18 protein-coding genes, 1 tRNA gene and 1 pseudogene are annotated in these 18976 nt (G+C 66.7%); 7 read left to right on the top strand and 13 right to left on the bottom strand.

From position 1 onward, the window contains the following. Window positions 1-308 precede the first annotated feature (308 nt). From ACT53K_RS18620 to hflK, 3 genes are all read right to left on the bottom strand, one after another. Complete coding sequence (locus ACT53K_RS18620; protein ID WP_476230276.1) at window positions 309-1832, bottom strand: Do family serine endopeptidase; 1524 nt, start codon at window positions 1830-1832, stop codon at window positions 309-311. 95 nt (window positions 1833-1927) lie between these two features. Continuing rightward, the gene (hflC, locus tag ACT53K_RS18615) at window positions 1928-2782 is read right to left on the bottom strand and encodes a protease modulator HflC (protein ID WP_476230274.1); all 855 of its coding nucleotides are present in this window, start codon (window positions 2780-2782) and stop codon (window positions 1928-1930) included. After that, window positions 2779-3873, bottom strand: a complete 1095-nt coding sequence (gene hflK, locus ACT53K_RS18610; RefSeq protein WP_476230272.1) for a protease modulator HflK — start codon at window positions 3871-3873, stop codon at window positions 2779-2781. The genes hflC and hflK overlap by 4 nt, the downstream gene beginning before the upstream one ends. Window positions 3874-3944: 71 nt before the next feature. Here hflK and ACT53K_RS18605 point away from each other — a divergent pair, with 71 nt between their 5' ends. Together ACT53K_RS18605 and ACT53K_RS18600 are read left to right on the top strand one after the other, a co-directional pair. Next, on the top strand, window positions 3945-4907 hold the full coding sequence (locus ACT53K_RS18605; protein ID WP_476230271.1) for an Mrp/NBP35 family ATP-binding protein: 963 nt from the start codon (window positions 3945-3947) through the stop codon (window positions 4905-4907). Between the two features lie 4 nt (window positions 4908-4911). Continuing rightward, window positions 4912-5340: a CoA-binding protein gene (locus ACT53K_RS18600; RefSeq protein ID WP_476230270.1), complete on the top strand. Its 429-nt coding sequence runs from the start codon at window positions 4912-4914 to the stop codon at window positions 5338-5340. A gap of 138 nt (window positions 5341-5478) precedes the next feature. Here ACT53K_RS18600 and ACT53K_RS18595 read toward each other — a convergent pair whose 3' ends face one another. From ACT53K_RS18595 to groES, 4 genes are all read right to left on the bottom strand, one after another. After that, window positions 5479-6612, bottom strand: coding sequence for an aminotransferase class V-fold PLP-dependent enzyme (locus tag ACT53K_RS18595; RefSeq protein ID WP_476230269.1), 1134 nt, complete (start codon window positions 6610-6612; stop codon window positions 5479-5481). Next, entirely contained in the window at window positions 6609-7373 is a 765-nt protein-coding gene (locus ACT53K_RS18590) for a tryptophan 2,3-dioxygenase (RefSeq protein WP_476230268.1), read from the bottom strand. The genes ACT53K_RS18595 and ACT53K_RS18590 overlap by 4 nt, the downstream gene beginning before the upstream one ends. A gap of 211 nt (window positions 7374-7584) precedes the next feature. Further along, complete coding sequence (groL, locus tag ACT53K_RS18585; protein WP_476230267.1) at window positions 7585-9219, bottom strand: chaperonin GroEL; 1635 nt, start codon at window positions 9217-9219, stop codon at window positions 7585-7587. A 54-nt stretch (window positions 9220-9273) separates the two neighbouring features. Next, entirely contained in the window at window positions 9274-9561 is a 288-nt protein-coding gene (gene groES, locus ACT53K_RS18580) for a co-chaperone GroES (protein ID WP_010544804.1), read from the bottom strand. A gap of 205 nt (window positions 9562-9766) precedes the next feature. Between groES and sppA the strand changes: the two genes are divergently transcribed. The 3 genes from sppA to ACT53K_RS18565 are packed head-to-tail and all read left to right on the top strand — an operon-like array spanning window position 9767 to window position 12641. Next, window positions 9767-11668, top strand: coding sequence for a signal peptide peptidase SppA (gene sppA / locus ACT53K_RS18575; protein ID WP_476230265.1), 1902 nt, complete (start codon window positions 9767-9769; stop codon window positions 11666-11668). After that, the gene (locus ACT53K_RS18570) at window positions 11665-12228 is read left to right on the top strand and encodes an N-acetyltransferase family protein (RefSeq protein WP_476230263.1); all 564 of its coding nucleotides are present in this window, start codon (window positions 11665-11667) and stop codon (window positions 12226-12228) included. The genes sppA and ACT53K_RS18570 overlap by 4 nt, the downstream gene beginning before the upstream one ends. Window positions 12229-12254: 26 nt before the next feature. Beyond that, on the top strand, window positions 12255-12641 hold the full coding sequence (locus ACT53K_RS18565) for a SpoIIAA family protein (protein WP_476230262.1): 387 nt from the start codon (window positions 12255-12257) through the stop codon (window positions 12639-12641). A gap of 4 nt (window positions 12642-12645) precedes the next feature. On the opposite strand, the gene ACT53K_RS18560 is transcribed toward ACT53K_RS18565, so the two are convergent. The 5 genes from ACT53K_RS18560 to dapB form a co-directional block, all read right to left on the bottom strand. Further along, entirely contained in the window at window positions 12646-15117 is a 2472-nt protein-coding gene (locus tag ACT53K_RS18560; RefSeq protein ID WP_476230261.1) for a glycoside hydrolase family 31 protein, read from the bottom strand. Between the two features lie 134 nt (window positions 15118-15251). Continuing rightward, window positions 15252-15328, bottom strand: a tRNA-Arg gene (locus tag ACT53K_RS18555). A gap of 48 nt (window positions 15329-15376) precedes the next feature. Further along, entirely contained in the window at window positions 15377-15748 is a 372-nt protein-coding gene (locus tag ACT53K_RS18550) for a hypothetical protein (RefSeq protein WP_476230260.1), read from the bottom strand. Between the two features lie 18 nt (window positions 15749-15766). Further along, entirely contained in the window at window positions 15767-16435 is a 669-nt protein-coding gene (gene nth, locus ACT53K_RS18545) for an endonuclease III (protein WP_476230259.1), read from the bottom strand. Next, entirely contained in the window at window positions 16432-17157 is a 726-nt protein-coding gene (dapB, locus tag ACT53K_RS18540) for a 4-hydroxy-tetrahydrodipicolinate reductase (RefSeq protein ID WP_476230258.1), read from the bottom strand. Before dapB ends, nth begins: the two co-directional genes overlap by 4 nt. A gap of 126 nt (window positions 17158-17283) precedes the next feature. Here dapB and ACT53K_RS18535 point away from each other — a divergent pair, with 126 nt between their 5' ends. Together ACT53K_RS18535 and ACT53K_RS18530 are read left to right on the top strand one after the other, a co-directional pair. Beyond that, a complete protein-coding gene (locus tag ACT53K_RS18535) occupies window positions 17284-17433 on the top strand; it encodes a hypothetical protein (RefSeq protein WP_476230310.1) in 150 nt (49 codons plus the stop codon). A 219-nt stretch (window positions 17434-17652) separates the two neighbouring features. After that, window positions 17653-18395, top strand: a pseudogene (locus ACT53K_RS18530) (NAD-dependent deacylase). 3 nt (window positions 18396-18398) lie between these two features. Here ACT53K_RS18530 and ACT53K_RS18525 read toward each other — a convergent pair. Continuing rightward, on the bottom strand, window positions 18399-18962 hold the full coding sequence (locus ACT53K_RS18525; RefSeq protein ID WP_476230257.1) for a DUF1993 domain-containing protein: 564 nt from the start codon (window positions 18960-18962) through the stop codon (window positions 18399-18401). Window positions 18963-18976 lie beyond the last annotated feature (14 nt).

The following is an 18976-nucleotide window of genomic DNA, read 5'->3' as shown; positions in this document are numbered from 1 at the left end:
TCGCGCACGCGCAGCGGCGCCAAACTTCGACTGCCGTCGCTGGGCATTGCGTTGAAAGCCTTTTGCTGCTGTCGCGAAGACGAGTCGCGACACGGGCGCCGGTGCGCGATCCCGGCGGCGCTGTCAATCGCGGTGTCGTTCGGACGCACGCGCTTCATGTTGGGATCATCCGTGGTGCTGCAGTGCAGCGCGGGAAACGAAAACGCCCGCTTCCTTTCCCTCCCCCGCGCTGGAGCGGTGAGGAGGCAAAGGAAACGGGCATTTCGATCCACCGGCATGTCCCGCTGGCGGACAGATTCGGGGAAGGATCAGTTGCTGAGCGACAGCGCGACGAAGCCGCCATTCGGTCCGCGCTGAACGAACAGCACGACTGTCTTCCGGCCTTCAGCCTTGGCGGCGGCGACGGCCTTGTTGACCTCCGCCGCAGTCGTGACCGGCACGCGGTTGACGGAGACGATCACGTCGCCGCGGCGCAGGCCCTTGGCGGCTGCGTCGCTATTCTGGTCGACCCCCAGGACCACCAGGCCGCGGGTGCCAGCCGGCACGCCGATGCTGCCGGCAATCTGCGCGTTGAGCGGCTGCACGGCGATACCCAGCGAGGCAGTGCTGCTGGTGCTGCCGCCGCCATTGCCATCGTCACCACCGGCGCCGTTGTCGTCATTGGGATCGAACTGCGCCAGTTGCTCTTCGGGCGGGCGGGTGCCGACGGTGACGTTCAGCGTCTGGCGCTTGCCGTCGCGGATCACTTCCACCGGCACGGTGCTGCCCGGCGGAACATTGGCGACGAGGTAGGACAGGGTCTGCTGCGGCGTCACGTCCTTGCCGCCGACGCGCACGATAACGTCGCCGGCCTTGATCCCGGCCTTTTCAGCGGGCTGGCCCGGCTCGACGCGCGAAACCAGCGTGCCGCGATCAGACGGCAGGCCCAGGCCGTCGGCCAGGTCCTTGGTCAGATCCTGCATGCCCACGCCCAGATAGCCGCGCTTGATCTTCTGGCCCTTCATTAGCTGGTCGATGACCGGCTTTGCCTGTTCGGCCGGAATCGCGAAGCCGATGCCGACATTCGCGCCGGTCGGCGACAGGATCTGCGAGTTGATGCCGATCACATTGCCCTGCAGGTCGAACATCGGACCGCCCGAATTGCCGCGGTTGATCGAGGCATCGGTCTGGATGAAGCGGTCATAGGCACCGCTGCCGGTAACGCGGTGGACGGCCGAAATGATGCCGGCGGTAACCGTGCCGCTGAGCCCGAAGGGGTTGCCGATCGCGACGATCCAGTCACCCACCCGCGCGCGGCTCGAATCACCGAAGCGGACGAAGGGCAGGTTGGTGCCCTCGATCTTCAGCACCGCCAGGTCGGACGCCGCGTCGTTGCCGACCAGCCGCGCCTTGAACTCGCGGCCGTCGGTCAGCGTCACGGTGATCGATTCGACCACGGCCCCGCGCTGATCGGCGGAGATCACATGGTTGTTGGTGACGATATAGCCGTCCGGCGAAATGATGAAGCCGGAGCCGAGCGACTCGGCCTTCTGGGTGCGGGTGCCACCGCCGCCCTGGCCGCCGAAGCCGAACATCTCGAACGGCGTGCCGGCGAACGGGTTGTTGTTCACCGGCACCTGCACGCGCTGGGTGGTGGAGATATTGACCACCGCCGGCTGCAGCTTGGCCACCATGTCGGCAAAGCTCATCGGCGCGCCGGCCTTGGGGGCGGCGGCCTGGATCGCGCCCGGCTCGTTCTGCGCGGTCTGCGCGCCGGCGGGCTGATTGAGCGACAGGGTGGCGGCAGCGCCGCCGAGCAGGATCGCGGTAGTAAGAGCGTAGGCGTAACGCACTGCGGTATTTCCTCTCGAAGGAACGGGGTCTCTTCAGGCGCGGATTCTTGCGACCAGTTGCTGAACAGGCATTGAATATGAACGGGTCGACAGCATCATCGTTGCCCCGTGAATTCACGCAAGTAACTATTCTGTGGCGACAGGATGATCTGCGTATCGCCCTTGGCATTCGGGTCCATGAAGGTCACCCGGTACGACTGCATCGCACGATAGAAATCGTAAAAGGCAGGATCCTTGTTGAATGCCTGGGCATAGATCTGCGCCGCCTGGGCCTGGGCATTGGCGCGGATGATCTGCGCGTCCTTCAGGCCCTGTGCCTTGATCGTCGCGGCTTCCTGACGACGGGCCGTGGCCATGCGCTCGAGGGCGCTGTTGAGCGGTGAGCCCGAGGGTAATTCGGTTTGCTTGATCCGCACGTCGACGACTTCGACGCCATATTGGCTGGCGAGCCGCTGCAGCGACTTCTGGATATTCTCCATCACATTGCCGCGTTCGGGGCTGAGCAAAACCTGCGACGGGCGCTTGCCGAGCTCGTTGCGCAGGGACGAACGCAGCAACGGCTGCAACTGATCACGCAGCCGATCCTCGCTGCCCACGGTTACCACCATGCGCAGCGGATCGGTAATGCGGTACCGGGCATAGGCATCGATCTGGAGCCGGAGCTGATCGGTCGACAGTACCGGCTCGTTCGGCAGGTCGACGCTCAGTACACGCTTGTCGACCCAGACGATCCGGTCGACGAACGGAATGCGGAACATCGGCCCGGCCTGGGTGCGGCCGAAATCTTCGCCCGGTTGATAGGCATTGACCGTGCGGAGCGGCTTTTCCAGCCGCAGCACCACTGCCTGCTTGGTTTCCGGCACGATCGCGACGGCACCCATCAGCACCACCAACACGACGATGACGGCGACGAGCAGCGTGATCGGGTTACGATACCAGGCGCCGTTCACTGATTGCCTCCCTTGGCTGCAGCATCGCCTTGCGCCTGGCTGTTCCCGCGCAGAGTCGGCAGCGGAAGATAGGGCGTCACGCCCGGCGCCTCGACGATGGTCTTGTTGGTGCGCGACAGCACCTGTTCCATCGTTTCGTAATAGAGACGACGCTTGGTCACTTCGGGCGCGGCCTTGTATTGCTCATAGATCTTGTCGAACTCGGCCGCTTCGCCCTGGGCCTGGGCGATCACCTGTTGGGCATAGGCATTGGCGTTGTTCTTGTTGGACTGTGCTTCCTGCTGCGCGGCGGTAACTGCCTTGAAGTCCTCGTCGACCTGCTGCGGTGCCTGCGCCTTCTGGATCGCGACGCCCTGGATGCGGATGCCCGAATTATATTCGTCGAGTATGCGCTGCATCAGCACCTGCGCCTCGGCCTCGATCCGTGAGCGGCCCTCGCCGATCGCTTCGTTGAGCGTGGTATTGGCGATGATGGCGCGCATCGCGCTTTCCGCCGTCGCCTTCACGGTTTCTTCGGGATCCTTGATCTGAAACGCATAGTCGGGCGCGCTGCGAATGTCCCAACGTACCGAATAGGCGAGATCGACGATATTCTGGTCGCCGGTCAGCATCAGGTTATCGCCGCTCTGCGGGAAATTCTGGGTGCGGATGTTGCCGACATCGACCACGTCGACCAGCTGCAGCGGCGCCGGCAGGGTGAATTGAACACCGGTATCGAGCGTTCCCGAATAGCGGCCCAGAAAGGTCACCACCCCTTTTTCGCGCGGCCCGATGGTGTGAATCGATGTAAACATTACCCACAGCGCGATCAGCGCGCCCAGGATCAGCAGCCATAGCCGGGGACCGGTGGGAACGCCGGGCAGGCCCGATCCGCCCCCGCCGCCGCCCATGCGGCGCAGCAGCTCGTCGAGCGCGCTGGGCCCGCCGGTGCGCGGACGCCGGCCCTCGGGCGGGACCGACCAGGGGTTACGCGGCCCGCTGCCCTTGCCGGAGCCATTGTCCGATCCGCCGCCGTTACCGCCCCAGGGGCTCTTCGGGGGCTCATTGTGGAAGGTGCCGGATGCGCCGTCACCGCCGGTTAGTATCGCCATGCAGGCCTTTATAGGGTTCGATCTGCGGATTTACAGTGGCAGCAACATAATGTCGCCTTATGTGGGCGGGCATGACGACATCCGAAGACCTTACCGCCGCGCTCGCCCCGGTTTCTGCCGGCCGCGCCACCGTACGGCTCGACGCGGGCCGGGCAAGCATCGTGCTCGACGTGACGGACCTTTCGCCCGAGGCGCGCGACGCGCTGGAGGCCGATGTCCGCGCCGCCGCCGCTGCGCTGCCCGGGGTAGCGGAGGTGCGGGTCTTGCTCACCAGCGAGCGCCGGACCCGCCGCATTCTGGCGGTGGCGAGCGGCAAGGGCGGGGTGGGCAAGTCCACCGTCGCCGCCAATCTGGCGATCGCGCTCGCCCGGCGCGGGCGCAAGGTGGGGCTGGTCGATGCCGACATTTACGGCCCCTCGCAGCCCAAGCTGCTGGGTGTAGAGGGGATAAAGCCCAAGGCGCGCGACAAGATGTTGCTGCCGGTCGAGACTGTGTTCGGCGTACGGATGCTGTCGATGGGCGGGCTGGTCGCCGAGGGGCAGGCGATTGCCTGGCGCGGGCCGATGGCGGGCGGCGCGCTGGGCCAGCTCGTCGATGCCGACTGGGGTGATGCCGAGCTGCTGTTGCTCGACCTGCCGCCCGGTACCGGCGACGTGCAACTGACGATGATCCAGAAGCACAAGCCGGCCGGTGCGGTGATCGTCTCCACCCCGCAGGATCTGGCGCTGATCGATGCGACCCGCGCGATCGACCTGTTCGCAAAGGCAGGCGTGCCGGTGATCGGCCTGGTCGAGAACATGGCCGGCTATTGCTGCCCGCATTGCGGCGGCATTTCTGATCCCTTCGGCAGCGGCGGAGCAGAGGCAGCGGCGGGACGGCTGGGTCTGCCGTTCCTCGGCCGCGTGCCACTCGACATCGCGATCCGCATGGCATCGGATGCGGGCAATCCGCCGGCTGCGGGGAACGGGCCGGAGGCGCAGGTGTTTGCCGAACTGGCCGCACAAGTGGATGCGTGGCTCGATCGAAAGGAATAAGGCTGTGCCGCTGACGCGCGACGAGGACATCCGGGCATTGCTCGAACAGACCCGCACCATCGGGATGATTGGCGCATCCGACCGGCCCGACCGGCCCAGCTATGGCGTGATGGCGTTCTTGCAGCGCCAGGGCTATCGGGTCATTCCGGTCAACCCGCAGATCACCGGCGAGCACATTCACGGCGAGTTCGTCTTCCGCGAACTCGCCCAGATCGGCGAGCCGATCGATCTGGTCGACATCTTCCGCCGTCCCCAGGCGGCAGGGGAGGCCGTCGACGAAGCCATCGCCGCGGGAGCAAAGGCCGTGTGGATGCAGCTCGGCGTGATCAACGAGGAAGCCGCGGCGCGAGCGGAGGCGGCAGGGCTGAAAGTGGTGATGGACCGTTGCCCGGCGATCGAGATTCCCCGGCTGGGGGCGGCGGCGGTGGGGTGAAGGCGGGTTTCGGTCACCCTCACCCTCCCACCGCCTGCGGCGGCGGCTCCCTCCCTCTCCCAAAGGGAGAGGTGTCAATTCCCTCTCCCTTTGGGAGAGGGAGGGAGCCGCGAAGCGGCGGAAGGGTGAGGGTGAAGATTATGCCGTCTCGAGCTCCCGCAACGCCGCAATCAGCCGCGCCGTATCGCGCGTGTCATGATACAGCCCGAAGCCGATCCGCAGCACGTCACCGCGCACGTCGGTAACGATGTCGTCTTCCAGCAACGCCGCCTGCCACGCCGCCGCCTTCGCCGTGCGCAGCGCAAGAAAGCGCGCCTGCCGGCCGTCCGCGCCGACGGGGTTGAGCAGTTCCGCCCCCTCGGGCAGTGCTGCCAGCACCTCGGCCTTGAGCGGCGCGACATGCGCGCTGATCGCGGCGGTAGTCAGCCCTTCGCGCGCCAGCATGTCGCGTACCGCGACGAAGCGGTAGAGCCCTGAAGGATCGAAGGTCGCGCCCAGAAAGCGCCGGGCGTCGGGGGCATAGCCGATGCTCCCCGGCGGCAGCGAAAGGTCGTCGAATTCGGCGTACCAGCCGGTGATGCCCGGTCGGGGGCCATAGCCAGGCGGCGCGTGCAGGAACGCACAGCTTTCGCCCGCCATCGCATATTTATACCCGCCGGCGGTGTAGAAGATGCGGTCCGCGACGTTCGACAGGTCGGTCTCCACGGCCATGAAGCCGTGATAGCCGTCGATCAGCACCCAGGGCCCGTCCGGTCGCGCGAGGGCAGCCAAGGCCTCGATGCCATCGAAAATACGGCCGGTGCCGAACTGGACATGGCTGGCAACGATCAGGTCATATTCGCCCGTCTGCGCGGCTGCGACCAGCGCGGTCATCGGCACGCGCGTCACGATTGCCGTGCCGGCTTCCTCCCAGCGCTGCGACTGGCGGCGGAAGCTGTGGAACTCGCCGTCGCTGGCCAGTATGCGAACCGCTCGGCCGGAAACGGGTAGCGCCGAGACCAGCCGGACGATCAGGTCATGGGTGTTCGACGCAAAGACGAGGGTCGCCCGGTCCGGCAGGCCAAGTTCCTGCGCCACCTGCGCCTGGGCGGCGGGCCAGATTTCGCCCATCACCCGATCCCATTTACGGTCGGCGAACCGTACCGCGTCTTCCCAAGCCGCCTGCTGCCCCAGCCACGAAGCATCTGGCCAGAGATGATGGCTGTGCGCGGCGAAGTGGAGCCGCTCGGGCGCCGCCGCCAGCGCGCGCTGGAACAGGTGCTTGTAGCTCACAGATCGGTCCGCAGCGACCAGAGTTCGGGAAAGGCGCGTTTGACCAGCGTCGATTCGAGATAGGTCACGCCCGCGGTGCCGCCCGTGCCCGGCTTGCCACCGATCACGCGACTGACGGTAAGGACATGCTTGTGCCGCCAGGTGGCGAGCGCATCGTCGATATCGACCAGCTTTTCGGCGAGCTGGTACAAATCCCAATAGCGGCTGGTGTCACGATAGACTTCTGCCCAGGCCGCGCGCACTGCATCATGCGGCACGTATGGCTGCGTCCAGTCGCGCGACAGAACCTCTGCGGGCAGTGCGAAGCCGGCAGCGGCGAGTGCGGCATTCGCATCGTCCCACAGGCTGGGGCTGGTTGACGCTTCATCGGTAAGCGGGCCGGGCACGCCACCGCCGCGCAGGCCCAGCATCGTCTCGACCGCGCGGAACTGGTCCGACTGGAAGCCCGAACTGCTGCCAAGCACGTCGCGGAATCGGGTATAGTCGGAGGGCGTCATCGTCGCGAGCACGTCCCAGCTCAGCGTCATGACCGCCTGGATGCGGCTTACCCGCGCCAGGCCCTTATACGCCTCGATCAGCCTGCCTTCGCGCACCAGCGCCTTGGCCAGCCGCAGCTCGGCGATCATCTGCTTCAGCCACAGTTCCTTGGTCTGATGGATGATGATGAACAGCAGCTCGTCGTGCCGGTCCGACAGCGGATGCTGCGCGGCGAGCAGATCGTCGAGGGCGAGATAGCGCCCATAGGTCATGTCGGATGCCATGGGCGAGTGATAGCCCCGGCGCGCGAAAAGCAAAGGGGGACAAGCATTCGGCTGCGCACTTTGCGACTGCCGACTGCCACGGGGTGAACGGCCGCTATCCTGATGTCCATGGGCGCGACGGATGGTCGGTAGCAAGGCCTCTTTCGGGCTCGCTCATGAAAAGGGCCGGCGGATCGTTCCGCCGGCCCCTCTTTTTGCGTCGAGCGCGGACTTAGAAGTCCATGCCGCCCATGCCGCCCGGCATCGCCGGGGCTGCGGGCTTGTCTTCCGGCAGCTCGGCAATGGTGGCTTCGGTGGTGATCAGCAGGCCGGCGACCGAAGCCGCGTTCTGCAATGCGGTGCGCACCACCTTGGTCGGGTCGATCACGCCGGCAGCCACGAGGTTCTCGTAGGTGTCGGTCGCGGCGTTGAAGCCGAACGAGGTGTCGGTCTGGTCGAGCAGCTTGCCCGAGACGACCGCGCCGTCCTGGCCCGCGTTGCTGGCGATCTGGCGAACCAGCGCGGTCAGCGACTTGCGGACGATGTCGATACCGCGGGTCTGGTCTTCGTTCGCGCCGGTCAGGCCTTCCAGGGCCTTGGTGGCATAGAGCAGCGCGGTGCCGCCGCCCGGAACGATGCCTTCTTCAACGGCTGCGCGGGTCGCGTGCAGCGCGTCGTCAACGCGGTCCTTGCGCTCCTTCACCTCGACTTCGGTCGCGCCGCCGACCTTGATCACGGCCACGCCGCCGGCGAGCTTGGCGAGACGCTCCTGGAGCTTCTCACGGTCATAGTCGCTGGTGGTGACTTCGATCTGCTGGCGGATCTGCTCGGTGCGAGCCTTGATCGACTCGGCGTCACCGGCGCCATCGACGATGGTGGTGTTGTCCTTGTCGATGGTGACGCGCTTGGCGGTGCCGAGCATGCCGAGCGTGACGCTCTCGAGCTTGATGCCGAGGTCTTCCGAGACGACTTCGCCCTTGGTGAGGACGGCGATGTCTTCCAGCATCGCCTTGCGGCGATCGCCGAAGCCCGGCGCCTTGACCGCTGCGACCTTCAGGCCGCCGCGCAGCTTGTTGACGACCAGGGTCGCCAGCGCTTCGCCTTCGATGTCCTCGGCGATGATGAGGAGCGGACGACCCGACTGCACGACCGCTTCGAGGATCGGCAGCATCGACTGCAGGTTCGACAGCTTCTTCTCGTGGATCAGGATGTACGGGTCAGCAAGCTCGACCGCCATCTTTTCCGGGTTGGTGATGAAATAGGGCGACAGATAGCCGCGGTCGAACTGCATGCCTTCGACGACGTCGAGCTCGAATTCGAGACCCTTCGCTTCTTCGACGGTGATCACGCCTTCCTTGCCGACCTTTTCCATCGCCTCGGCGATCTTCTCGCCGACTTCACGGTCGCCGTTCGCCGAGATGATGCCGACCTGGGCGACTTCCTGTGAACCCGAAACCGGCTTCGAGCGGGCCTTGACGTCCTCGACGACCTTGGTGACGGCGAGGTCGATACCGCGCTTCAGGTCCATCGGGTTCATGCCGGCGGCCACCGACTTCATGCCCTCGCGAACGATCGCCTGGGCGAGCACGGTCGCGGTGGTGGTGCCGTCACCGGCGGCGTCGTTGGTCTTCGAGGCCACTTCGCGCACCATCTGTGCGCCCATGTTCTCGAACTTGTCCTTGAGTTCGATTTCCTTCGCGACCGACACACCGTCCTTGGTGATGCGGGGCGCGCCGAAGCTCTTTTCGATCACGACGTTGCGGCCCTTCGGACCCAGCGTGACCTTCACTGCGTCGGCGAGAATGTCGACGCCGCGCAGGATGCGCTCACGAGCGTCGCGCGAAAACTTTACGTCCTTGGCTGCCATGGGACTGCCCTTTCAATCTGCGGAAGTTTAGGAAGTTTAGGGTAAACGACGTGCTCAGCCGACGATGCCGAGGATGTCGCTTTCCTTCATGATCAGCAGGTCTTCGCCGTTCACCTTCACTTCGGTGCCGGACCACTTGCCGAACAGGATGCGGTCGCCCGACTTCACGTCGAGCGGAGTCACCTTGCCATCTTCGGCCTTGGTGCCGGTGCCGACGGCGACGACTTCGCCTTCCTGCGGCTTTTCCTTGGCGGTATCGGGGATGATGATCCCGCCGGCGGTCTTTTCCTCGGCTTCGACGCGGCGAACGAGCACGCGGTCGTGCAACGGACGGAAGTTCATTGCCTGATCCTCTTTCAGGTGGATTTCGCTGTTTAGCACTCGGTCCCCCGGAGTGCTAACAGGCAGTCATATGTGAAGCCGTCTTCGCTTCGTCAACGGGCTGCCCGCGCAAATTTTTCAACCGTATTGGCGCGATAATACGGGTCGTTTACTCGCCCTCCCGCATCCGGTAGCACAGACGCTCAGACCTGTTGAGGAGCCGCCGGTGAAGCTGGTCCGTACTGCCTGGAAAATTCTTGTCGGAATCAAGGATCTGCTGGTCCTGGTCCTGTTGCTCCTGTTCTTCTCCGCGCTGTTCGCGGCGCTGTCGCACCGGCCGACGCCGGCCACGATTCGCGACGGCGCGCTGGTCGTCTCGTTCGACGGCGCACTGGTCGAGCAGCCGAGCGATGCCGATCCTTTCGCCGGTGTCAGCGGCAGTCGCCGCGCCAGCCAGATCGGCGCGCGCGACGTGATCCGCGCGCTCGACGCCGCCCGCGGCGATTCGCGCGTGAAGGCGGTGGTGCTCGATCTCGACAGCTTCATGGGCGGCTATCCCGCCACGGTCAGCGAAGTCGCCGACGCAGTCGGCCGGGTGCGCGCCGCCGGCAAGCCGGTGCTGGCCTATGCTACGGCCTATACGGACGGGGCCTATCGCATCGCCGCCAATGCCAGCGAGATCTGGGTCCACCCGATGGGCGGGTCGATCTTCATGGGGCCGGGCGGGCGCCAGCTCTACTATAAGGGGCTGACCGAGAAGCTGGGCATCAACGTCCATGTCTATAAGGTCGGCAAGTACAAGTCGGCGGTCGAACCCTATATCCGCGCCGACATGTCGCCCGAGGCGCGCGAAGCGAGCACGGCGCTCTACAGCGCCCTGCTCGATCAGTGGCGCGATGGTATCCAGAAGGCGCGGCCCAAGGCGCGCGTCGCCGAATTTATCGCCCATCCGGATGCGGCGATCGCCGCGGCGCATGGCGATATGGCGGCTGCCAATCGCGCCTATGGGCTGGTCGATCAGCTGGGCGACCGCATCGCCTTCGGCCGCCACGTCGCCGAGCTGGTGGGCGCGCCTGCGGGGGCGCGGGCCGGCAATTTCAACCGCATCAAGCTGCCCGACTGGCTGCAGGCGCATCCGCTGCCGACCAGCGGCGACGCGATCGGCGTGATTACCATCGCCGGCGAAATCGTCGACGGCAAGGGAAGCGCGGGCACGGCCGGCGGCGATACCATCACCAAGCTGGTGCTCGACGGGCTGAAGGACGGCAAGCTGAAGGCGCTGGTGGTCCGGGTCGATTCGCCGGGCGGTTCGGCGCTTGCGTCCGAACAGATGCGCCAGGCGATCCTGCAGGCCAAGGCGCAGAAGCTGCCCGTCATCGTCTCGATGGGCGGGCTGGCGGCCAGCGGCGGCTATTGGGTGTCGACGGCGGGCGACATGATCTTTGCCGAACCGAACACGATTACCGGGTCGATCGGCATTTTCGGCATCATACCCACCTTCGAAAACACGCTCGCCAAGATCGGCGTGACCAGCGACGGCGTGCAGACCACGCCGCTCAGCGGCCAGCCCAGCGTTGTGGGCGGCACCAATGCAACGGTCGACGCCATCCTGCAGTCGAGCATCGAGGCGGGCTATGGCCGCTTCGTCGGGCTGGTGGCGCAGTCGCGCAAGCTGACGCCGCAGCGTGTCGACGAAATCGGCCAGGGCCGGGTGTGGATCGGCGGCATCGCCCGCCAGATCGGGCTCGTCGACCGGTTCGGCGGCCTCAACGACGCGATTGCCGAAGCGGCGAAGCGCGCCGGGCTCGACCCCGCCAAGGTGCGGCCGGTCTATCTTGCCAAGAAGCCCAATGCGCTCGCCGCGGCGATCGCGGCGGCGATGGGGTCGTTCGACGATGGCGATGACGACGATGGCGACTGGGCCGATGCACCGGCGGGCGGCGATGCCTATGCCCGCATCGCCGGCGAGCGGCGCGCGCTGATCGCCCAGGCGCTGGGCGATGCCAAGCGGCTCTCCCAGAGCGGATCGGTGCAGGCACGTTGCCTCGAATGCATGGCGCTGGGCGTGCCGAGCGCCCAGCCGGGCGACATGGCGCTGCTCCAGTTCGCGCTGGGGGCTGCCAAGTGATCGATATTCGCGCGGCGACACCCGACGACGCGGCGGCGATCGCCGCCATCTATGCGCCCAATGTGCTGACCGGCACCGCCTCGTTCGAAAGCGAGCCGCCCGATGCGGCGGCGATGCGCGACCGGATGGCGGCATCGGGCGGGCTCTACCCCTGGCTGGTCGCCACCAATGGCGACGGCGCCGACGGAGGCGTGATCGGCTATGCCTATGCCAACCGGTTCCGCGACCGCCCGGCCTATCGCTATGTCGTCGAAAGCTCGATCTACATGGCCGATACGGTGCAGCGGCGCGGGGCAGGGCGGCTGCTCTACGAAGCGCTGATCGACACGCTGCGCGCGCAGGGCTTCGTCCATGCCTTCGGAATGATCACGCTGCCCAATGATGGCTCGATTGCGCTGCACGAGGCGGTGGGGTTCCGTCGCACCGGCGTGTTCCGCGAGGCCGGATACAAGCATGGCCAGTGGATCGATGTCGGCATCTGGCAGTGCGAACTGAACGAGCCGGCGCGGCCGCCGGTGGAGCCCAAGCCATTCCGCGAACTGGGCGTGGTGCGGGCATAGGGAACACCATCGTCTAGAATAGGCGCATGAACGATAGGATTACCCACAAGATTCGCGTCGACCGGGCGCATGCCCTGGTAGAGGTGACGATGTCGGGCGTGATCACGCCCGAGTCGATGGTGTGGATCGGCGAAGAAATTCGCGCGGCGGTGCGATCGCTGGGCGACATGGCGGGCAAGCACCTCACGCTCTATGATTCGCGCGGCGTGCCGGTGGTGCCGCAGGCGACTGCGGAGATGATCGTGCAGATCTTCAGCAACCCGGCGGTGGTACCGATCCGTGCGCGCAAGCTGGCCTTTGTCGTGTCCACCGCGCTCGCGCGCCGCCAGTTGCGGCGGCTGGCGGGCGTCGTGCCATCGATGGCGGTGTTCGAGGATCGCGACGCGGCGCTGGCCTGGCTGCTGACCGAGTAGCGCCTTACGCCCCGCGCAGCTCCACCACGCCGCCGGCGGCCATGTCCGGCAGATCGAAGCGGAGCCCTGCAGCGTCGGACTCCGTCTCCAGCGGTTTGCCGCCGAGCCGGGCCTGCGCGGCGCCCGCACCATGGATGGTGACGGTGATCCGCTGCCACCACGGCGCATAGCGCCCCTCCCGGCGATCGAACACGATCCGCGTCACGCCCTTTGCGTCCATTTCGCAGCGCACCGTCTGGCGGGCGAACTGGCCGCGCGTGAAGCCCATCGAATGGCCGTCGTCATCGTAGAGCGTGCCGGCGCAATCCGGGCCGGGATAGATGTGCAGCTCCAGCGGCCCCTCGGGCTTGCGGCTGGTTGACTGCACCAGCGGCTGGCGCGGCAGGATGGTGCCGCCGCGCACGAAAACCGGCAGCGTATCGAGCTGTGGCGTAATCGTCAGCAGGCCGAACGGGCCGTCGCGGGAAGGCTCCGGTGTCACCTTTGCGCCGGTCCAGTAATCGTACCAGATGCCGGCGGGCAGGCAGGCGGCATAGCTGTTGTGCTGTTCAGGGCGCGGGGCGCCCGCGACCAGCAACTTGCCGCCCAGCGTGAAGCTCATCGTCGTCACGCAGCTTTCGCTGATCATGACGGGGAAGTCATAGAAAAGCGGCCGGGCCATCGGGTCGCCGGTGCGCGCATTGGTTTCCGCCAGCCCATAGAGGAAGGGCAGCAGCCGATAACGTTCCTCGACATAATGCCGGCGGATCGCGAGCTGCTCGGGGCCGTCCACCCAGGGCTCGGCGCGCGGTGCCGCCTTTTGCGAATGGTCGCGCATGATCGGCAGGAACGCGCCATATTCGAACCAGCGGGTCATCAGCTCGGGCGTCGGCCCGCCGATGAAGCCGCCGATATCCGTGCCCGTCCAGGCAAAGCCCGACAGCCCCAGATTGAGCGTCTGCGCCACCGCCAGACGCAGATGGTCCCAGGTCGCCGAATTGTCGCCGGTCCAGGTTGCGGCATAACGCTGGCCGCCGGCATAGGAGGCGCGCGTCATCACAAAGGCCCGCTCGTCGGGACGCAGCGTGCGCAGCCCCTCATAGGTCGCACGGGTGTTGAGCATGCCATAGACATTGTGGATTTCGGCATGGGTGGCGGTGCGGGGCGCGAAATCGTCGCTGGCGATGCGGTGGCGCACCTCGGACGGCATGGTCTTGATCGGCGTTTCGAAGATCGCCGGCTCGTTCATGTCGTTCCAGATGCCGGCCACGCCCATATCGACCAGCGGCTTGAACATGCCGCCCCACCAGGCGCGGGTGCTGGCACGAGTGAATTCGGGGAACACCGCCGGGCCCGGCCAGACCGGCGCGACATAGAGGCTGCCATCGGCGCGGTGCAGGAACTGGTCGCCGGCGATCCCGCTGTCATAGGCGGCATAGCCCTGGTTCGGCGCGGCGGCGATGTGCAGATCGGTGATGGTGACAGTCTTGATCCCCTGCGCATCGAGATCCTTCACCATCTGCCCGAAATGCGGGAAGGTCTTGGTATCGATGGTGAAGGGGCGCAGGCGGTCCTGGAAATCGATGTCGAGCCAGATCACGTCGGTCGGCACCCGCTCGGCACGCAGCCGGTCGGCGAGCGTGCGCACTTCCGCCTCGCTCATATAGGACCAGCGCGACTGCTGGTACCCGAGCGCCCAGCGCGGCGGCAGCGGCGTGGTGCCGGTCAGCCACGCATAGCGGCGCGTCACCTCGGCAACGCTGGGGCCGGCGAGTACATAATAGTCGACCGCGCCGCCCGCTGCGCCCATCTCCAGCGTGTCGGCATCGCGGTGGCCGAAATCGAACCAGCCGCGCCACGTCGAATCGAGCAGCACGCCATAGGCGCGGTTCTCGTGACCCGTGCTGATGAAGAACGGGATCGACTTGTAGATCGGATCGGTGCCGTTGCCGAAGCCGAAGCTGTCGGTGTTCCAGGTGGTGAAGCTCTGCCCGCGCCGGTCGAGCGGGCCGGTCTTATCGCCCAGGCCGAAGATATGTTCGTCCAGCGCCAGCGTGGTGCGCAGGGTGAAGCTGGCGCCGTCGCGCGTCAGCGGCCGCTCGGCCTCGGCGAACAGCGTGTGGCCGGTGGCGTCCTCGAACCGCAGCCGCTGGCTTGCGCGGTCGAACACGGCGCGGAGCAGCGGCGTGGCGATGCCGTCTGCGGTGACGGTTGCGGAAGTCTGCGCATGGCGCTGCGCGGCGGGCACTGCCCAGCTCGCATCCTCGGGCGCCTGGCCATGCGGCGCGATCCGCACGCGCAGCACGCCGGGTGCAATCGCCGTGATGCGGATATCGTCGCCGCCGCGTGCGGTGACGAGCTCGGGCGGCGCGGTCTGGGCCAGGGCAATTGCCGGCAGCAGCGCTGCGGAGGCCAGCAGGCCGGCAGCGAGCGTCTTGCGGAGCGCGGGGCAGGCGGCAGGGATCGGGCGGGCGGTAGCGTGCAGGGCGCGGCGCATGGGCGGGTCTCTCCGGTATGCGGGTGCCTCTGATACCGGGAGGACGGGCACCTCACGGGCCCAAGTAACCGATTACAAAATGCCCGTCCAGCACGCGCGACCGGGGTGCGGCAAGGGTTTATGGCAATGGAGGGTGGCGCACCCGACAGGATTCGAACCTGTGGCCTCTGCCTTCGGAGGGCAGCGCTCTATCCAGCTGAGCTACGGGTGCCTGGAACGCAGCCGCCTAGCAAAGCATTTGCCGGCGCGCCAGCCCGTTTCAGCGTTTTGCCAGCGTCACCGGCTGGAATTTGCCCAGGCCGCAGGTTGCGCCGCGGCTGATGCCGGGGCCGGTGAGCACCGTGATGGTGTCCACCGAACAGATCTGCCCCAGCGTGCCATCATGCGCGTAGCGGCCCTCGAAGCCGAGGCTGGGGCAGGCATAGGGCAGGGTATTGCGATAGACTTTGCCATCCGTGGCGATGAAGTCGATCGTCCGGTCGTCGCGCACGCGGCTTTCGCGAATCCGGGTGAGCGAGAGACAGTCGACCGGCTTGCCTGCGGGTGTGGCGGCGGGGGCGGAGTCGCGTTGCTGCGGCGTCAGGGCTGGCGCGGCGAGCAGCGGCAGGGCGGCGGCGAGGAACAGGCGCATCGATCGATCCTTCGCGGTTCAGGCGCCGGGCGCGTCCTTCTTGCGGGCGGCCGGGGCCTTGGTCTTGGGCTTGAACGCACAAAGATCGGCGACGCTGCATCGCCAGCATTCGGGCGTCCGCGCCTTGCAAGTATAGCGGCCGTGCAGGATCAGCCAATGGTGCGCATGCAGGCGGAACGGCTGCGGCACCGCCTTTTCCAGCTTGAGCTCGACGGCGAGCGGCGTCTTGCCCGGCGCCAGGCCGGTGCGGTTGCCGACGCGGAAGATGTGCGTGTCGACCGCGAAGGTCTCCGCGCCGAACGCCACGTTCATCACCACATTGGCGGTCTTGCGCCCGACGCCCGGCAGCTGTTCCAGCGCGTCGCGGTCGGCGGGTACTTCGCCGCCATGGTCGCGGATCAGCGCTTCGGACAGGGCGATGACGTTCTTGGCCTTGGTGTTGAACAGGCCGATCGTCTTGATGTGTTCCTTCAGCCCCGCCTCGCCCAGCGCTACCATTTTTTCGGGCGTGTCGACTTCGGCGAACAGCCGCCGTGTCGCGCGGTTCACCCCGGCATCGGTCGCCTGGGCGGACAGCACCACCGCGACCAGCAGCGTATAGGTGTTGACCGATTCCAGTTCGGTCTCGGGATGCGGATTGTCCGCGGCCAGCCGCGAGAAGAATTCGACGATATCCGCCTTCTTCACACGCCCAGCACCTGCGCCATGGTGTAGCGTCCCGGCGCGCGACCGGCGAGCCACAGCGCGGCGCGCACCGCCCCGCGCGCGAAGATCGCGCGGTCGTCGGCGCGGTGCGTCAGCTCGATCCGCTCGCCATTGCCCGCGAACAACACGGTGTGGTCGCCGTAAATCGCGCCCCCGCGCACGCTGGCAAAGCCGATCGTGCCATCGCTGCGCGCGCCGGTGAGTCCCGCCCGGCCGACCACCGCTGCATCCGCCAGCGTCGTTCCCAGCCCGTCGGCCGCCGCCTCGCCAAGCAGCAGTGCGGTGCCGGAGGGCGCATCGACCTTGTGCTTGTGATGCGCTTCGATGATTTCGATGTCCCAGTCGGAGAGGCGCTTCGCCGCCTCGCGTACCAGCTGCGCGAGCAGCGTCACGCCGAGCGAGGTATTGCCGGTCTGCAGCACCGGGATTTCGGCCGCGGCGGCATCGATGCGGGCATGGTGCGACGCTGCCAGCCCGGTGGTGCCGATGACGACCGGCTTCCGCGCGGAGACGGCCGCAGCGAGGTGCGATTCGAGTGCCGCGGGGGTTGAGAAATCGACGAGCACATCGGCCTTGCCGGCAAGTTCGGCGGGATCGTCGGCGATATCGGCGCCGCCTGCCAGCCGGGCGCCCAGTTCGGGTGCCACTGCCGCGATTGCCTGACCCATCCGTCCCAGGCTGCCGTAGATGCCGATGCTCGTCATGGGCTGCGCTGTGGCACAAAGGGGCGCGCTTGCGAAGCAGGCAGTTGTTGGCGGCCGGCGGCTTTTTCTTTTTCCTGCCGCCGGGGCCTATTCACGGCGGCTGCCATAGCGGCTTAGGGTGGCGCCATGGCCAGCAGCATCCGCAGCATCTTCATCCTCATCCTCACCGGCGCCGGCATATCGGCCGAAAGCGGCGTCGCCACCTTTCACGGGCCGGGCGGTCCGTGGGAGGGGCATCGGGTGGAGAAGAGATGGGCGTCCGGTAAACGATTATAGGAGAGCGTACGTGTCCGCCTTTTGCCAAACCTGTGGACGGCCGCTCAATCGTGAGACCGATCCGTTATCTACCGACTGTGGCGGTGATTGCTGGGGGTGTGTCGGAGAGCTAGAGGCAGATGGCTGGCCTCCATCTGCAAAGAAGGTTGCGCAAGAGATTGCCGAGGGCTGGCGGAACCACGACGGTTCGGCAAAAACGCCCCCTCACGGCAGGACTACATGAGCGGAAAACAGAACATTGTGATTCTGACTGGCGCGGGCATTTCCGCCGAGTCCGGGCTGCCGACATTCCGCACCCAAGGCGGTGCAACGTATTGGGATGGCTATAAAAATGGCATTCTTCACAAATGCCATCGGGTGGAGGATGTTTGCACGCCCGAGGCGCTGGCGCGCGATCCGGCGCTGGTGCATCGCTTCTACGATCTGCGCCGCGCCGCGCCGCGCTTGCCACCGTCGTGCCCAATGCGGCGCATCATGCGCTGGCGCGGCTCGACGCGGCGTGGCCCGGCGAGTTGCTGATCGTCACGCAGAATGTCGACGACCTGCACGAGCGCGCCGGCGCCACCCGGCTGCTCCACATGCATGGCGCGCTGTTGTCGGCGCTGTGCGCCGCATGCGGGGTGCGCGAGCCATGGGCCGATTCCCTCCCGCCCGAAACCGAGTGCCCGAATTGCGGCACGCCGGCGCTGCGCCCCGACATCGTCTTCTTCGGCGAGATGCCATATCAGATGGAGCGGATCGAGGCGGCGCTGGCGCAAGCCGATCTGTTCGTCTCGATCGGCACGTCGGGCGCAGTCTATCCCGCCGCCGGCTTCGTCCAGACCGCGCGGCACTATGGCGCCGAGACGCTGGAGATGAACCTGGAGCCGTCGGGCGGCAGCCACTGGTTCGACGAAAGCCGAATGGGCCCGGCGGGAACGCTGGTCCCCGCATGGGTGGATGCCATTCTCGCGCGGGCCTGATCGTCAGGCTGCGGCGGGGGCGTCCTGTCGCAGATAGGCGAACATGTGCGGCACATACTCGGCCTTGCCGATCTCCACGCCTTCGGCACGCAGGATCGCATAGGCGGTCACGGCGTGGAAATAGACCTGGGGCAGCGCCCAGTCGCGGGCATAGGTCGCGCCGGTCATGTCAAAGGTCATGCCGTTGGGCAGCGTGATCGCCAGCGCCGTGTCGGCCGCAGCATCAATCTGGGCGGTATCTACGGTCTCCAGAAACGCCAGCGCTCCGTCGATCCGGGCGCGGGCATCGGCGATGGTGCCCGGCGCCTCCCCGGCATTACGACCTTCGGCCCCGAGCTGCGCCAGCGTGTCGGGTAGCGGCTCGCCCCGCAGGCGGAAGAACGCTTCCTGCGCCTGCAGCGCGACGAAGCGAAGCTGCGATGCCAGCGGGTACATGTCCGGCCGGAGCCGCGCGGCAAGCAGCGCTTCGGCATCTTCGCCGTGCTGGGCAACTGCCTTGTCGAGCAGGCCGGACAAGGTCCGCAGCAGGTTGCGATAGGTCGGGACGAGCAGCTCGGTAAGCGACATGCGACACCTCGTTT

Source organism: Sphingomonas sp. DMC8, from assembly GCF_056314185.1.
This window is presented reverse-complemented; position numbering and strand designations above follow the sequence as displayed.

Excerpts from the sequence above, each read along its gene's own strand:
- hflK (WP_476230272.1), bottom strand. The coding sequence starts at position 3,873 with ATGGCGATACTAACCGGCGGTGACGGCGCATCCGGCACCTTCCACAAT.
- ACT53K_RS18605 (WP_476230271.1), top strand. The coding sequence starts at position 3,945 with ATGACGACATCCGAAGACCTTACCGCCGCGCTCGCCCCGGTTTCTGCC.
- ACT53K_RS18590 (WP_476230268.1), bottom strand. The coding sequence starts at position 7,373 with ATGGCATCCGACATGACCTATGGGCGCTATCTCGCCCTCGACGATCTG.
- groL (WP_476230267.1), bottom strand. The coding sequence starts at position 9,219 with ATGGCAGCCAAGGACGTAAAGTTTTCGCGCGACGCTCGTGAGCGCATC.
- groES (WP_010544804.1), bottom strand. The coding sequence starts at position 9,561 with ATGAACTTCCGTCCGTTGCACGACCGCGTGCTCGTTCGCCGCGTCGAA.
- ACT53K_RS18565 (WP_476230262.1), top strand. The coding sequence starts at position 12,255 with ATGAACGATAGGATTACCCACAAGATTCGCGTCGACCGGGCGCATGCC.
- ACT53K_RS18560 (WP_476230261.1), bottom strand. The coding sequence starts at position 15,117 with ATGCGCCGCGCCCTGCACGCTACCGCCCGCCCGATCCCTGCCGCCTGC.
- ACT53K_RS18550 (WP_476230260.1), bottom strand. The coding sequence starts at position 15,748 with ATGCGCCTGTTCCTCGCCGCCGCCCTGCCGCTGCTCGCCGCGCCAGCC.
- dapB (WP_476230258.1), bottom strand. The coding sequence starts at position 17,157 with ATGACGAGCATCGGCATCTACGGCAGCCTGGGACGGATGGGTCAGGCA.
- ACT53K_RS18535 (WP_476230310.1), top strand. The coding sequence starts at position 17,284 with ATGGCCAGCAGCATCCGCAGCATCTTCATCCTCATCCTCACCGGCGCC.
- ACT53K_RS18525 (WP_476230257.1), bottom strand. The coding sequence starts at position 18,962 with ATGTCGCTTACCGAGCTGCTCGTCCCGACCTATCGCAACCTGCTGCGG.